Consider the following 15,113-nt stretch of genomic DNA (forward strand, 5'->3'; position numbering starts at 1 on the left):
AAAGGCTAGAGACCCCATACCTCGGCGAGCAGTTGGTAGGAGTTCTGCCGGTCGGCGGGGTCATGGGCAATGGTGGTGATGAGAAGTTCCTGGGCACCGGTGGCCCGCTGCAAAGTGCGGAGTCCTTCGCTGACCTGGTGGGGGTCGCCCACGAACCGGGTGTCCAGGCGATCCTTGATGAGCTCCCCGGCTTCGGCGTCCAAGGAAAGCTCCAGCGCATCCTCCGGGGACGGGTACGGGATGGCGCCGTGGCCGCTGCGGATCCCGTGAACCCACTGGGCGTAGCCGCGGGCCAAGCGCTGGGCCTGGCGTTCCTCCGGGGCTACCAGCACGTCCGCGGAGACGATCACATGCGGTTCCGGCAAGGCCGCGGAGGGTTCGAAGTGAGCCCTGTACTCGGCAATGGAGTCCAGCACGCCTGCCGGTGCCACGTGGTAGTTCGCGCCGAAGGGGAGACCTAACTTGCCAGCCAAGCGGGCGCTGGGGCCGGCGGTGGACCCATGGATCCAAAACTGGGGCGACTGGCCAAGAGCGGGTGTAGCCGTGACTTCCTCGCCGTGTTTGGTCCTGTACTCGCCGGTGAAAAATCCGATGATGTCCTGGAGGTCGTTCTCGAAGTTGTCCGTATCACCGGGAAAGCGACCCAGCAGTTCACCCTGCAGCCGGAACTTCCTGGGCAGGACCGCACCAAAGATGGGGCGCGGCGCGGGGATCAGCAGTCCGTCAACCACCCGATCGGTGGGTTCCGAAGAGTCAGCGGGTACCACACCGGGAGCCGGATCGCTGGGGGATTTGGGCGGGCCGGAGCGGCCGAAGCCCAAGTCCACGCGGTCCGGGAACACGGCGGCCAGCGTTCCAATACTCTCGGCAATCTGGAGCGGCCTGTAGTTCCCCAGCAAGGTGGCCGCGGTACCCACCCTGATGGTCTTGGTGGCGGAGGCAACCAACCCGGCCAGAATGTGCGGGGCTGATCCTGCAACGCCGGTGTTGAGGTGGTGCTCGGCCAGCCAATACCGCGAGTAGCCGGAAGCCTCGGCAGCGGCGGCAAGGGCAAGGGTGCTCCGCAGGGCATCGCCGGGAGTCTGACCGGCGGACACCGGGCTCAGGTCAAGGACGGACAGGGGAGTAACTGGAGGCTTCGGCATGGCACGACACTACGGAGCCACGCGCAGAGCCCAAAGCCGATCCGTCACCCCGCTCAACCGGGCTAAATCCAACGAAATCCGGCGAAACGGGCCGTCACAACCGACCCTTCAAAGGCCCGAAAATGACGATTCCAGCAGCCCTTTGACGCGGTATTTCCCGCCTTGACGCTGCAAGTCCAGCGGTTTGTACATTCCTTGGACAGCCTCCTAGATTCAAGTTCAGGTCAAGAGTCAGCACGCCAAGGACCGGCTCGTGCTGCGGCAACCCTCAGGCATTACGTGGCGGGGTGCTCCGGAAACAGACCAGGCCGCATCTGCGGCAAGTGAATGTCGTCCCAGCCGCTGTGCGGCCTCTGAAAGAGAGAATCATGCCTTCCACACCTGTACCCGCATTCCGCTCCCGCGTCATCGCGTTGGAGCTCGACGGCGACGGAGCCCACCCCGCGTCGTGGCGCAAGGCCCACCATGATCCGCAGGCGCTATTGGGGGGCCAGCGGATCCGTGAAACCGTGCTAGCAGCGGACATCGCCGGTTTCCATGTGTCCACGTTCAAGGACAGCCGCGTGGTGGATCCTGGAAGCACCGGGATTGCGGGCCGGATTGATGCGATCCAGCGCGCGGCCTTTGCAGCACCGATCACACGGTCCATCGGTCTTGTCCCTGAGGCCGGAACGCTCTTCACTGAGCCGTTCCATGTAGCCACGCAGCTGGCCAGCCTGGACTACTCCTCCTTGGGGAGGGCGGGTTGGCTGGTCACCGCGGACAACCTGGCCAAGGAAGCCCGTTCCGTGGGGCGCACGCAGTTGCCAGAAGGACAGGTAGCCAGCGAAGCCGCGGATGTGGTCCAAGCCAGCCGCCGGCTTTGGGACTCCTGGGAAGACGACGCGGTGATCCGTGACGTTGCAACGGGGCGGTACCTGGACCGGGACAAGCTGCACTACGCCGACTTTGACGGTGAGCGCTTCTCCGTCAAGGGACCGTCCATCATCCCGCGCCCACTCCAAGGGCAGCTCGTGGTGTTCGCGCCTGCTGAACTGATTCCCGCCGTCGAGGCTGATGTTGCCTTGGTCTCCGCAGACACCACGGACGACCTCCCGCAAGCTGCCCAGGCGGCAGCATCTTCGGGTGCGCCGCGGACCTTGGTGGAGCTGGACGTCATCCTCGATTCCCGTGGGCAGACCGCGGAGGACCGTCTGGCCGAACTGGACTCGTACGAAGAGTGGACGGGGGGTGCCCGCTACGTGGGCAGCACCGAAGGCTTGGTGGAGCTGCTCACCACGCTGTTCGCAGCAGCCGACGGCGTCCGCCTCAAGCCAGCGGTACTGGACGTGGACCTCCCCGAATTGGCCAACAAGGTGCTCCCCGAACTGCACCGCAGCGGGTTGGTGGTGCCGCCGCTTCCGGGCGCCACACTCCGTGAAACCTTCGGCCTTCCCCGTCCCGCCAACCGCTTCGCCGCAGCCTGACGCCGGCTGACCAACGCCCGCCGCCAAGAGCCCACTCACAGAGCCAGATTCAGAGAGAAGAACCATGACCAACCATCACCGCATCGCAGGCAACGGCCAGATCCAGTTCGGCGTCTTCTTCCAAGGCGTTAACCACACCACCGTGTGGAAGGACGCGCAGAGCGGCTCGCAAACCGACTTCGAGTCATTCCGCCGGGTGGCCCAGACAGCTGAACGCGGACTCTTCTCCGCGTTCTTCCTCGGAGAAGGACTCCGCCTCCGGGAACACCTCGGAAAGATCCACGATCTGGATGTCGTGGGCCGTCCTGACGCGCAGACCGCCCTCGCCGCGCTCGCAGCCATCACCACAAATATCGGGTTGGTTGCCACGCAGAACACTACGTACAACGATCCCGCGGATCTTGCCCACCGCTTGGCCAGCCTGGACCTGCTGTCCGGCGGCCGTGCGGCATGGAACATCGTCACCACGGACAACGCATGGACCGGTGCCAACTTCAGGCGCGGCGGGTTCCTCAAGCACGAGTACCGCTACGTCCGGGCCGAAGCGTTCGTTCAGACGGCCAAGGCCATTTGGGATTCCTGGGCTGACGGCGCAATCGCCGGGTCCCGGAATGATCAACGCTGGCTCCGCGAGGACGCCATCACCACGGTCGAACGCCACGATGAGAGTTTCGACGTCGAAATCACCGGCAGGCTGCCGCGCTCCAGCCAGCAGCACCCTGTCTTGTTCCAGGCCGGGGACTCACCGGACGGACGCGATTTCGCCGTGCGGAACGCCGACGTGATCTTCTCGGCACATCCGGAACTGGAAGACGCCAAGAAGTTCCGCGACGACATTGTGGCCCGCACCCTCAAAGCCGGGCGCCCGGCAGACGACGTGAAGATCTTCCCCGGCCAGGAGTTCATCCTTGGCGCCACCGCGGCAGAGGCCGAGGAAAAGCACCAGTGGGTCCGCTCGCTGCAAGTGGGTCCGGAAACGGCCATCGCCTACTTGGAACAGTTCTGGGGACGCACCCTCACCGAATACGACCCCGACGGGCCGCTGCCGGATATCGACCCCCTTGTGGACGTCACCAACCCCACCCGCGGCAACGCCTTCCACGGGAAGAGCGCCAAGGACCTCGCCGCCCAGTGGCGTGCGGATGCCAAGGAAAACGGCCAGTCGATCCGCCAGTTCGTTGCTGCCCGTTCCCGGCTCAACGGCCGCGGCCTGGTGGGATCGTACGACGACATTGCGGACAAACTCGCCGAGTACGCCCACACCGGCGCAGTTGACGGCTTCAACATCACCCCATGGATTGTGCCTGGCGGGCTGGATGACATTGTCAACGAACTGGTTCCCCGCCTGCAGGACCGTGGCGTCTACCGCACCGAATACGAAGGCACCAACCTCCGCGAAAACCTCGGCCTCCGCGTCCCGCTGACCCGCCGCGGATCACTCACCAGCACCCAACTCACTGAAAGCGAAGAAGTCGCATGAGCGTCCCCAACCTAACTGCAGCGCGCAAGCTGCGGAAACCAGCCGCCGTCGTGTCCGTCCTGGGAGCCTTTGCGCTCCTGGCCTCAGCTTGCGCTGGAGGGGCCGACGCCGGCACCCAGCAAAGTGCCGACGCCACCCCGGTTTCCGGTGGCAACCTGAACTTCGCGGTGTCCGTTGACCGCGGATGCATTGACCCGCAGCAGGTGGGCAACAACGATGCGATTGCGATTGCCCGTCAGACAGTGGCGTCGTTGACGTCGCAGGATCCGAAGACGGGCGAGATCGTTCCGTGGCTGGCGGAGAGGTTCGAAACCAATACGAACGCCACCAGTTTCACGTTTACCCTCCGCAGCGGTGCCACCTTCGCTGACGGGACTGCGATTGATGCTGCTTCGGTGAAGACCAACTTCGAGGCCATCAAAGCACTCGGTGCGAAAGCGACGCTGGGCTCCACCTACCTGAGCGACGTCAGCGCCATCACCGTGAAGGACCCGCAGACCGTGGTGGTGGACTTCTCCAAGCCGAACGCGCAGTTCCTCCAGGCAACGTCCACGTTCACGCTCGGCCTGTTGTCCCCGGCCTCTGCAACTCTTTCCGAAGCTGACCGTTGCGCCGGGAAGTTCTCCGGCTCCGGCCCGTTCAGCGTGAAGAGCTACACCGTGGACAAGGAAGCTGTCCTGGAACGCCGTGCGGGCTATACCTGGCCCGCCGCCACCAACAGCAACAAGGGCGAGGCCTACCTGGACACTGTCACCTTCAAGATCATTCCTGAGGCAGGGAACCGCACGGGCAGCCTGCAGTCCGGCCAGATCGATGCGACGGCGGCAATCTCCGCTGCTGACATCAGCCTGTTCAACGGCAACGGCTTCTGGAACGAAACCCGGGCCAACCCGGGCGTGGTCTACAACCTGTACGCCAACCAGTCCAACCCCAAGCTCAAGGAAACCGCCGTCCGCCAGGCCATCTCCAAGGCCATCAACCGTGAGGAAATTACCAAGACCCTGCTGACCGAAGCGGACCAGCCGGCCAAGGGCGTTCTCTCCCACACCACTCCGTACTTCAAGGACTACAGCGAGCTGCTGAAAAACGATCCCGATGGCGCCAAGAAGCTCCTGGACGATGCCGGCTGGAAGGTTGGCACCGATGGGGTCCGCGAGAAGAACGGCGAGAAACTGTCCTTCAAGGTCACTTACTGGCAGTCACCCAAGGAAGTGCTGGAGCTCGTGCAGCAGCAACTCAAAGTGATCGGCGTGGACCTGCAGCTGAAGTTCACCACCATAGCGGACGTGACGGCTGCCCAGGCTGACAAGACCTATGACTTCTCCTACGGCAACCTGACCCGCAGCGACCCGGACGTCCTGCGCACCGTCTTCGCCTCCACCACAGCCCGTGGCGGAAGCAACCTCCGCGAGAAGCTGCCCGTGGACGATGTCCTGGGGGAGCAGGCCGCGGCGCTGGACAAGGACGCACGCCAGAAACTGGTGGACGAAGCACAGGAAATTCTGATCAAGGACGCCCACTCCATCCCGCTTTATGAGCTGTCCACCACCATTTCCGCCAGCGAGCACGTCAAGGGCCTCACGTTCGAAGCTTCCAGCCGCCTGGACTTCTATGACGCCTGGCTGAGCAAGTAGGAATCCCATGATCCGCTACATCGGCCAACGGTTGCTGCAGGGCGCGTTCGTCCTCTGGGCCGCCTACACAGTGTCCTTCCTGATCCTGTACCTGTTGCCCGGCGACGCCGTGAGCATCATGGCCAGCGGAGACGAACAGAACGCAGTGGATCCGGCTCTCGTGGAGAAACTTCGCGCGGAGTACGGATTGGACAGGCCTCTTTACGAGCAATACTTTATTGCCCTGTTCAAGGCGCTCCAGCTGGACTTCGGGCTGTCCGTCAAGAACGGTGTCCCTGCGACCCAGACTGTGGCGGAAGTGCTGCCGGAGACCATCAAGTTGGCCGTGGCGGGATTCGCGCTCGCGGTGCTTCTGGGCAGTGCCCTGGCAGTGGTTGCGGCGTTCAGCCGCAACCGCTGGATCCGCCAGGCCTTCTCCTCGCTCCCTCCTCTGGGAATCGCGGTGCCCACCTTCTGGATTGGCCTCCTGCTGCTGCAGTTCTTCTCGTTCAGGTTGCGATTGTTCCCAGCGATAGGGAACGACGGCGGCCAGAGCCTCGTGCTTCCCGCCCTGACTCTGGCCATACCCACCTCAGCGGTGATCGCCCAGCTGCTGACGCGCAGCTTGCGCCAAACGCTGGGCGAACCGTACATCGAACAGATCCGAGCCAAGGGAGCCAGTGAAGCGCTGATCAACTTTGGCCATGCCCTCCGGAACGCAGCCATTCCCACGCTCACCATGCTCGGAATCCTGGTGGGCAACCTGCTGGCCGGGGCAGTGGTGAGCGAAACAGTGTTCTCCCGTGCGGGCATAGGGCGGCTCACGGTCACGGCCGTCAACAGCAGGGACATCCCCGTAGTCCAGACCTTGGTGGTCCTGGCCGCCGTCATCTTTGTGATCACCAGCTTGATCGTTGACCTGATTTATCCGCTCGTGGACCCGCGTATCAACACAGCGCGCGGGGCCAAGGTCTAGGAGGGCCATTATGACGCAGCAACTTGTGAGGGGGACGCACTCCGTAGATCCTGCAGCGGGGCACTCGGCCGCCGCGCCCGAGGCATCAGTTCCCGTCCCGCCGGCCGCCGACCAGGCTTCAGTTAGTTGGGCTGGTTCCCCTTGGGCCGGCGCCCGAAGGTTCCTGGCCAAGCCCGGATTGGTGCTGTCCGTGCTGGTCCTTGCCTTGGTGATCCTGTGGGCGTTGGTTCCCCAGGCCTTTACCCAGTGGCCTCCGGACACGGGTGTTCCGTCGTCGCGGCTCAAACCACCGTCCGCGGAACACTGGTTCGGCACCGACAGCCTGGGCCGTGATCTCTTCTCCCGTGTGGTCCACGGTTCGGCAACCTCGTTGGCTGCAACGGCAGTGGCGGTAGCCGTTGGCCTGGTTGCGGGATCGGCGCTCGGTTTGCTGGCTGGCTCCATCAGGGGGTGGGTGGATGACGCCATCATGCGCGTCATGGATGTGCTGCTGGCCATTCCGAGCTTGCTGCTTTCCTTGGCTCTCATCACGGTGCTCGGCTTCGGAACCATCAACATTGCCATCGCGGTGGGCATTGCCAGTGTGGCCAACTTCGCCCGGATCATGCGTGCTGAAACCCTCCGGGTGAGCACTGCTGTGTACGTTGAGGCCGCACGGTCCTCAGGTGTCCGGTGGCACTCCATCCTCCTCCGACATGTCCTCCCCAATGCTGCCGGCCCGGTTCTGGCCTTGTCCGCGCTGGAGTTCGGCATGGCAGTCCTGTCGATTTCGTCGCTGAGCTTCCTCGGGTTCGGCGCACCACCGCCCTCCGCGGAATGGGGTTCACTGGTGGCCGGAGGCCGCGACTACCTGGTGGCTGCGTGGTGGCTGGTGACGCTGCCGGGCGTGGTAATTGCCGCCGTCGTGCTGTCCACCAACCGTATTTCGCATGCTTTCCAAGACTCCGAAAGGAACGGGCGATGAGCTCCCATGCTGAACCGCTGTTGAAGGTGGAAAATCTCCGCGTGGACTACGTGGTGGAGGGATCTCCACGGAACGCGGTGGCGAGTGTCAGTTTTGAGGTCCGGGCGGGCGAAGTGGTGGCGATTGTGGGGGAGTCGGGCTCCGGCAAGACCACCACGGCGCATTCAATCATCAACCTGCTCCCCGGCAACGCCCGGGTTTCCTCCGGCAGCGTGACCTTCGACGGCACGGACCTGACGCAGCTGACGCGCAAGGAGTGGCAGGGGGTGCGCGGCAAGGACATCGGGCTGATTCCGCAGGACCCCACGGCGTCGCTGGATCCCCTCCAACGGGTGGGTGAACAAGTGGCGGAAGCGCTCACCATCCACCGGCTCCAGCCCAGGAAGGCTGCGCGGCAGAGTGCCGTCAGGTTGCTGGAGGAATCCGGAATCCGCGACGCTCCCTCCCGGGCGCGCCAGTTTCCTCATCAGTTTTCCGGCGGCATGCGCCAACGCGTGCTTATAGCCACTGCGCTTGCTGCCCAGCCAAAACTGGTCATTGCTGATGAGCCCACCAGTGCGCTTGACGTGACGGTCCAGCGACAGATCCTGGACAACATTGCTGCACTGACCGCGGAGCGGGGAACCGCCGTCTTGCTGATCACGCACGACCTCGGCGTCGCAGCTGACCGCGCCGACCGCATCATCGTGATGCGCGGCGGCGAAATTGTGGAGGAAGGGTCCGCGACGGCCGTGCTGGGCGACCCGCAGCACAGCTACACGCAGCAACTCATTGCGGCGGCTCCGGGGCTCAGCCCGCGCAGATTGCGGCCATCGCTTTCGGTCCAGAACCCAAGCACGACGGCGGGCAGCGGCACTGTCCACGTTTCCCCTCTTGTGGAGGCCAAGTCGCTCCGCAAGGTGTTCAGCCTGCCCCGGACAGCCGGAGGCGCAAGGTCGCTGACCGCCGTCGACGATGTTTCGCTGGACATCCGGCGGGGCGAGACCCTGGCATTGGTGGGGGAGTCCGGTTCCGGGAAGAGCACAGTTGCCCGCCTGCTGCTGCGGTTGGACAAGCCAACCTCAGGTTCAGTGACGTTCGACGGCGTGGACCTCGCCAGTGCGAAAGGGGAGAAGCTGCGCCACCTCCGACGCCGGTTCCAGGTGGTGTTCCAAAGTCCTTACGCATCGCTGGATCCAAGGTTCTCTGTGGAGGACATCATCGCCGAGCCGCTGCGAGCATTCGCGGAGGGCTCCCCGACTGAACGAAAGAGCCGGGTGAAGGCGCTGCTTGAGGAGGTCCACCTTCCCGCGGACTACGGAACCCGGCGGCCGGCCGAACTCTCGGGTGGGCAGCGGCAGCGGATCGCCATCGCCCGGGCTTTGGCGCTGAAGCCCGAGCTCGTGGTGCTGGATGAAGCGGTCTCAGCCCTGGATGTTTCGGTGCAGGCTCAGATTCTGACTCTCTTGGCTGAACTGCAGGTACAGGAGTCGTTAAGCTACCTCTTCATCTCGCATGACCTCGCCGTGGTGCAGCAAATCTCGGACCGCGTGGCCGTCATGCAGGCAGGGAAACTGGTGGAACTCGGGGAGGCCACCGCAGTGCTGGAGAACCCTGTGGAGGACTACACCCGGCAGCTGATCACGGCCATCCCGGGCCGCCAGCCCCAACGCTCTCTCACATAACGGCCCCTTCCGCCCAACGATCTATCACCTGGTGATAGAGCGTCGGCGGAAATGGCGTGTCATGTGAGAGAGCGTCGGGAAGGGGTGTGCGCCCGGCTCAGAAGCTAGGAGATCACCCGGCCGTTCTGGATGAGGTATTCCATGTGCTCGGAGATGTCAGCCAGCACAGCGATGTCCGCCACCGGGTCGGCTCCCAGAACCAGGAGGTCAGCATCCGCACCAGGCGCGATCACGCCAAGTTCACCTTCGCGCTCAAGCAGCAGGGCCGCCGTCGTGGTTGCAGAACGGATGGCATCAATCGCCGGCTGGACCTTCCCGAGCAGCCTGAACTGTTCATTCTGGTGGCGGTGCATGCCGCCCAGGAGGTCTGTGCCGAAGGCCATCTTCACACCGGCTTCGTGGGCGCGGCCGATCGCTTCGAGGCCGCTGGTGAGCACTGAGTCCACCTTGGCCCACATTTCCTCGGTGAGCCCGAACTCCTTGCCCTCTTCCTTCAGCGCCCAGTACGTGACGAGTGTGGGGACCAGGAAAGCGTCCTTTTCGAGGAACAGCTTCAGGCTTTCGTCGTCCAGGAGGTTACCGTGTTCGATCGAGCGGACACCCGCCTCAAGCGCACGGTTGATGGCCCGGGCAGTGTAGGCGTGGGCGGCAACGTAGCGGTTGGCAGCCTGTGCCTCCTCCACTGCCGCCCGCATTTCTTCCATGGAGTACTGGGTGGAATCGATGCGGTCCGTGGGGGAGGAGACGCCGCCGGACGCCATGATCTTGATGTGGTGGGCGCCCTTGCGGATCTCATCGCGGGCGGCGGCGCGGACAGCGTCAACACCGTCGGCCACCCGGCCGATCCCGCAGCAGCCCCGGCCATTGGGATCGTGGTCTTCGCCGGGCAGGCGCATGTCGCCGTGGCCGCCGGTCTGGCTGAGGGCGTGTCCGCAGAAATGGATCTTCGGCCCCTCCAGCAGCCCCTCCGCCTGCGCCATGGCCAGACCAAAGTCGGCACCGGACAGATCCCGGACAGTGGTGAAGCCGCGTCGCAGCATCTCGCCCATGATCCGGGCCGTCTGCGCGTAAACATAGGACGCCGGCGTGTAGGTGAGCGAGCGGAAGTCGGCGCTGGATGCCACCACGTGAACGTGGGCATCGATCAGGCCCGGGATCACAAACTTGCCGGTGCCATCGATGACCCGCGCACCCGATGGAGCTTCAAGGTCAGGCCCGACGCTGCTGATCTTCCCGTTAACGCTGACGACGTCGGCAGTTGAGTAGGTGCCAGCCTCAACGTTCAGGACGCTTGCGTTGCGGATGATGAGTGGGGTGGTGCTCATTTAAACGGTGTCCTTCGCAGGTGCTTCGGGGGATTCGTGTGCTTCGGTGGGATGGGCTTCAAAGGCCTTAACAAGGCTGGCGAGGTTCTGGTGAATGACGCCGACGGCGGTTTCCACACTCTGCTGCGTGTACTTGCCTTCCGCGTCCAGAAGGGCGAGGACGCCAACCACGTTGTGCTGTTGGTCGAGGACCGGCACGTTGATGACGGCCCCGCAGCCTAGTTGCTGGATGAGCTCGGAGTCTGCAAAGACTTCCCTCAGTGCCGTCAGATCGGGAGCCAGGAACGGCTCCTTCTTGTCGATGACCGTACCCAGCCAGCCGGGTGAGATCTCCACGGTTTTCTCGCCGCCCACCGGATACTCGGCCGGGTGGCTGGTGAAGAGGCGCTTGAGGCTGGAGCGTTGCGGAATCCATTGCAGTGCCGTGAAGAGAATGACGCCGGGGTCTTGCTGCATTGCCTCTAGCGTCTGCTGGAAAATTTCGTCTGAATTCACGGCGTTCACTTGCTTCCTGCCGCTGCCGGATCATGCTCGGCGCGGGCGTTGATGTCCTCCAAGGATTTGCCTGCGGTGGACGCTCCGAAGATCACCACACCCAGCACGCCGATGGTCAGCACCACGGTGGTCATGGTGAACACTCCGCCGAAACCGAGGGATGCGGCGAAGATGCCGATGATGGACGGTGCCAGGATGCTGCCGATGCGGCCCACTGCGCTGGCCAGGCCAACACCCGTGGCGCGCATCCAGGTGGGGAAGAGCTCCGGAGTGTAGGCGTAGACGCCGGCGTAGGTGCCGTTCAGGAAGAAGGACAATGTGGCGGCGGCCAGGAGGATCATGCCGGAGTCGTTGGATTGGCTCAGCCAGAAGGCGCTGATGGCCGATCCTGCCAGGTACAGGGCGATGGTGTTCTTGCGGTCAATCCGGTCGCACAACCACGCGGCGGAGAAGTAGCCGGGGATCTGCGCCAGGTAGATCAGGATTGAGAACTCGAAGCTCTTGGTGATGGTGATGCCGCGGCCCACCAGGAGGGTGGGGATCCAGGAGAAGAAGCCGTAGTAGGAGAAGGTGATCACGAACCAGATCAGCCAAATAACAGCTGTCCGGCGGCGCATCGCCTTGGACCACATGAACTTCAGGGCATTCCAAACGCTGATCTTTTGCTCGTGCTTGGTGATCTCTTCCTCGACTGCCGGCAAGGGAGCAAGGGGCTTCCCTGTGGCCTTCACGACGCTCTGCTCGAATCGGTCCACCACTTCGGTTGCCTCTGCGATGCGGCCTTGGCTGATGAGGAAGCGTGGGGACTCAGGCAGGCTCCTGCGCCACCAGAGCAGAAGAAGGATGGGGACTGCGGTGATGACCTGCGCCCAGCGCCAGCCGTCTTCACCCAGCGGAACAACGAAGCGGCCGATCAGTGCGGCAGCCACAAAGCCAAAGGAGAAGAATCCGGCCAGGGTTCCAATGAACCAGCCGCGACGCTTCGGGGGGATGAACTCAGAGAGGAACGGTGCAATGATGACGCTTTCGGCGCCCGCTCCCAGTCCTGCAAAGATCCGTGCAATCAGGAAGATTTCAAAGTTGGGGGCCATTGCCGCCACCACTGACATGAGGCAGTAGAAGGCGAGGGCCCAGAGCATGACCTTCTTGCGGCCGAAGCGGTCGCCCATCCATCCCGCCAGGATGGCGCCGAAGAAGAAGCCGAACGGGGCTGCTGAGCCAACCAAACCGAGGCTGGCAGTGCTGAGGCCCCACAGTTCCTGGATGCGTGGGAGCAGGAAGGCGACCACTGCCCCGTCCATACCGTCGAACGAGTAGCCGAGGCCTCCAATGAGGAGAAGCTTGTAGTGTGGTCGACTGAGAGCCAGACGATCCAGGCGTGCTGTGAGAGACATGGGGATTCCTGCCAAATTGGGCCAAGTTGTACATTTTTAGGAATATGCACGGGTCTGTGCAGAAGCGATGTATCGAAGGTACGGCCAAAATGTGAGGTAGGTCAATAGGTGGAAGAAGATTTCGACTCGTCAACGTTGACCGAGTGGCTGGATAGTCGCGTGCAAGGGCGGAAGCTCGCGGCGCGCCAAATGCAGGTCATTGGCATCCTCCGATCGCAGCCCCGGCTTGCGTCCTACGGCTCCGTCAGCGACATCGCCGCCGTGGCCGCATCCAACGCCTCCACCGTCACCAGAACCGCGCAAACACTGGGATTCAAAGGGTGGGCAGACTTCCAATTTGAGCTGCGTTCGCGGTTTCTGGCGTCTCTGAGCGCAGTGGAGGTTGCGGCCGAGCACAATGGCCACATCAGCAGCCCTGCACAGGCGGCGGTGTCCACTGACCGGGCGAATCTGGCGCATTTCGAGCGCACATTGGACGCCCACACTCTCCAAGATATTGCGAAGGCGATCGCAGGTGCGCGGCAGACTTTCATCGTCGCGGCAGGAAGTTACGCCATCCCCGGCAAGGCTCTGGAGCACAACGCAATCATTGCCGGATACAACGTCCGGCTCCTCGATGCCGACGTTGCTGCCCTCACTAACGCCATTGCACGGCTTGGTGCGGAAGACCTCGTTATCGCCATCAGTCTCTGGCGGGTCTACGACAGCACCATGCGCGCCGTGGACATCGCCCACAACCTGGGTACCCCCATTGTTTCCATTACGGACAGCGCTGGCTCGCCCGTGGCAGTGCATGCTGATCACAGGATCGTGGTGCCCACTGAGGGCGCGGGTTTCTTCCCGTCTCTGACAGGTGCCGTTGCCGCGGTCCAGGCGATCGCCGTCGAGCTTGCCTCCTTGGATCGTGAGCGCTCCAATCAGAACATCGCCGCCTCGGAGCGGACGTGGGACCAGATGCGCATCATGCATCCCCGCTCCAGTTCCTAGCGCAGAACCATTGACCTGGGCAGAACCATTGACTTGGCGTGACAGGCGGAGATATCGTACAACCAAATGGTTGTAGATAAGCTCAGTAAACATCTCTCCAACGCCGAGATCGACCGGATCTTCCAGGCTTTGGCCGATGCCACCCGCAGGGACATCGTGGCCCGGGTGACGGCAGGGGAGTACTCGGTCTCCGGGCTTGCTGCGCTCTACACCATGAGTTTCGCGGCCGTACAGAAGCATGTTGCGGTTCTGGAACGGGCCTCCCTGGTGACCAAGGAGAAGCGTGGGAGGGAGCAGATCGTGCGGGGAAACCATGAAGGGTTGCAGAAAGCCCGCCATCTGCTGGATCAACTGGAAACGATCTGGCGGCAACGCGCCGACCGGATTGCGGACATACTCGCCGAAGACGATGAAAAGGATCTGCCATGACTGTTGTCAGCCTAAACAAGGATGTTGAGGCACTGAGCTTCAGCATAGTTTCCGAATTCGATGCCGACGTGAAGCGCGTCTGGCAGGTATGGGAAGACCCCCGGCAGCTTGAGCGCTGGTGGGGACCGCCCACCTGGCCGGCCACCTTTGAGACGCATGAATTCACCGTTGGCGGGAAGGCCGCCTACTACATGACCGGTCCGGACGGCACCAAGGCGCGGGGCTGGTGGAAGTTCACCGCCATCAACTCCCCGGACCACCTGGAGTTCGACGACGGCTTCGCGGACGATAACGGTGAACCCGTGGACCACCTGGGCATCACCCACGCCACCGTGAAGCTCGAACCCTTGGAGAACCGCACCCGGATGACCATCACCTCCTCCTTCGACTCCGAAGAGCAAATGCAGAAGATGGTCGAGATGGGCATGGAAGAGGGAATGCGGGAGGCAGCGGAACAGATCGACGCTGTTCTTGCCAACGCCTGAGCACTGAACCGAAAACAAAAAGATGCCGACGACGGCGGGTGCCTCCCGCCGTCGTCGGCGTATGGTTAAGTCCCGGTTGCCTCTCGAAACGGACCAGTGTCATGGCGCGATTGATCATCATGGGTCCTCCGGGTTCCGGAAAAGGCACGCAGGCTGAGCACATTGCCCGGCATTTTGGGATCCCCGCCATTTCCACCGGTGAGCTGTTCCGCACCCACGTCCGCGACAAAACGGAGTTGGGGACAGAAGCCAGCGGGTATATGGATCGCGGGGACTTTGTGCCGGATCATGTCACCACGGCCATGCTCAGGGTCCGGCTTGAAGAGGACGATGCCGCCTCAGGTTTCCTGTTGGACGGCTACCCGCGGACGGTCATCCAGATCGGTGCCCTGGACGAGATCTTGGCCGACCGTCAGCAAACCCTTGAAGTGGTTCTTGAGCTGAACGCAGCAGACGACGAGTTGCTGTCCCGGATGCTCCGCAGGGCACAGGAACAGGGACGCGCCGATGACACCGAACCCGTGATCCACCGGCGGCTTGAACTGTACCGGGACCAAACGCAGCCAGTGTTGAAGGCGTACTCGAACCGGGGGATTCTGCTCAGCGTTGACGGAACAGGCGAACGCCCAACGATCACGAAGGCTGCGATTGCCGCCTTGGAGCAGGCGCTGGCGGTTTAGCCGTTGGCTG

The 15,113-nt window shown here is 63.3% G+C and carries 14 protein-coding genes and 1 riboswitch; of the genes, 10 read left to right on the plus strand and 4 right to left on the minus strand.

Annotation, left to right across the window (positions count from 1 at the left end):
• Positions 1-5: 5 nt before the first annotated feature.
• Positions 6-1,145 carry an LLM class flavin-dependent oxidoreductase gene (locus AR689_RS15615; RefSeq protein ID WP_062071574.1) on the minus strand — a complete coding sequence of 380 codons (1,140 nt, stop codon included), beginning with the start codon at positions 1,143-1,145 and terminating at the stop codon, positions 6-8.
• Positions 1,146-1,367: 222 nt separating this feature from the next.
• A riboswitch (SAM riboswitch) is annotated at positions 1,368-1,477 on the plus strand.
• A 36-nt stretch (positions 1,478-1,513) separates the two neighbouring features.
• On the opposite strand from AR689_RS15615, the gene AR689_RS15620 reads away from it, so the two are divergent.
• The 6 genes from AR689_RS15620 (at position 1,514) to AR689_RS15645 (ending at position 9,308) form a co-directional block, all read left to right on the plus strand.
• Positions 1,514-2,611, plus strand: a complete 1,098-nt coding sequence (locus AR689_RS15620) for an LLM class flavin-dependent oxidoreductase (protein WP_062071576.1) — start codon at positions 1,514-1,516, stop codon at positions 2,609-2,611.
• 64 nt (positions 2,612-2,675) lie between these two features.
• Entirely contained in the window at positions 2,676-4,091 is a 1,416-nt protein-coding gene (locus AR689_RS15625) for an NtaA/DmoA family FMN-dependent monooxygenase (protein ID WP_062071578.1), read from the plus strand.
• Entirely contained in the window at positions 4,088-5,725 is a 1,638-nt protein-coding gene (locus tag AR689_RS15630; RefSeq protein WP_062071579.1) for an ABC transporter substrate-binding protein, read from the plus strand. The genes AR689_RS15625 and AR689_RS15630 overlap by 4 nt, the downstream gene beginning before the upstream one ends.
• A gap of 7 nt (positions 5,726-5,732) precedes the next feature.
• Positions 5,733-6,680 (plus strand): ABC transporter permease, encoded by a 948-nt coding sequence (locus AR689_RS15635; RefSeq protein WP_062071581.1) that lies wholly within the window; start codon positions 5,733-5,735, stop codon positions 6,678-6,680.
• 10 nt (positions 6,681-6,690) lie between these two features.
• Entirely contained in the window at positions 6,691-7,644 is a 954-nt protein-coding gene (locus tag AR689_RS15640) for an ABC transporter permease (protein WP_062071582.1), read from the plus strand.
• The gene (locus AR689_RS15645) at positions 7,641-9,308 is read left to right on the plus strand and encodes an ABC transporter ATP-binding protein (RefSeq protein WP_062071584.1); all 1,668 of its coding nucleotides are present in this window, start codon (positions 7,641-7,643) and stop codon (positions 9,306-9,308) included. Before AR689_RS15640 ends, AR689_RS15645 begins: the two co-directional genes overlap by 4 nt.
• Before the next feature lie 104 nt (positions 9,309-9,412).
• Here the strand turns inward: AR689_RS15645 and AR689_RS15650 are convergent, their stop codons facing one another.
• Genes AR689_RS15650 through AR689_RS15660 form a run of 3 tightly spaced genes read right to left on the minus strand, consistent with a single transcriptional unit; the run spans position 9,413 to position 12,522 of the window.
• Positions 9,413-10,633, minus strand: a complete 1,221-nt coding sequence (locus AR689_RS15650; protein ID WP_062071586.1) for a metal-dependent hydrolase family protein — start codon at positions 10,631-10,633, stop codon at positions 9,413-9,415.
• Positions 10,634-11,128 carry a GAF domain-containing protein gene (locus AR689_RS15655; protein WP_082698167.1) on the minus strand — a complete coding sequence of 165 codons (495 nt, stop codon included), beginning with the start codon at positions 11,126-11,128 and terminating at the stop codon, positions 10,634-10,636.
• Positions 11,129-11,133: 5 nt separating this feature from the next.
• Positions 11,134-12,522 carry an MFS transporter gene (locus AR689_RS15660; protein ID WP_062071588.1) on the minus strand — a complete coding sequence of 463 codons (1,389 nt, stop codon included), beginning with the start codon at positions 12,520-12,522 and terminating at the stop codon, positions 11,134-11,136.
• A gap of 108 nt (positions 12,523-12,630) precedes the next feature.
• Here AR689_RS15660 and AR689_RS15665 point away from each other — a divergent pair, with 108 nt between their 5' ends.
• The 4 genes from AR689_RS15665 (at position 12,631) to AR689_RS15680 (ending at position 15,103) form a co-directional block, all read left to right on the plus strand.
• Positions 12,631-13,509, plus strand: a complete 879-nt coding sequence (locus AR689_RS15665; RefSeq protein WP_062071590.1) for a MurR/RpiR family transcriptional regulator — start codon at positions 12,631-12,633, stop codon at positions 13,507-13,509.
• 66 nt (positions 13,510-13,575) lie between these two features.
• Positions 13,576-13,938 (plus strand): ArsR/SmtB family transcription factor, encoded by a 363-nt coding sequence (locus tag AR689_RS15670; protein ID WP_062071592.1) that lies wholly within the window; start codon positions 13,576-13,578, stop codon positions 13,936-13,938.
• On the plus strand, positions 13,935-14,423 hold the full coding sequence (locus tag AR689_RS15675; RefSeq protein WP_062071593.1) for an SRPBCC family protein: 489 nt from the start codon (positions 13,935-13,937) through the stop codon (positions 14,421-14,423). Before AR689_RS15670 ends, AR689_RS15675 begins: the two co-directional genes overlap by 4 nt.
• A gap of 101 nt (positions 14,424-14,524) precedes the next feature.
• Complete coding sequence (locus AR689_RS15680) at positions 14,525-15,103, plus strand: adenylate kinase (protein ID WP_062071595.1); 579 nt, start codon at positions 14,525-14,527, stop codon at positions 15,101-15,103.
• Positions 15,104-15,113 lie beyond the last annotated feature (10 nt).

It is taken from the genome of Arthrobacter sp. EpRS71, assembly GCF_001512285.1.
Taxonomy (GTDB): domain Bacteria; phylum Actinomycetota; class Actinomycetes; order Actinomycetales; family Micrococcaceae; genus Arthrobacter.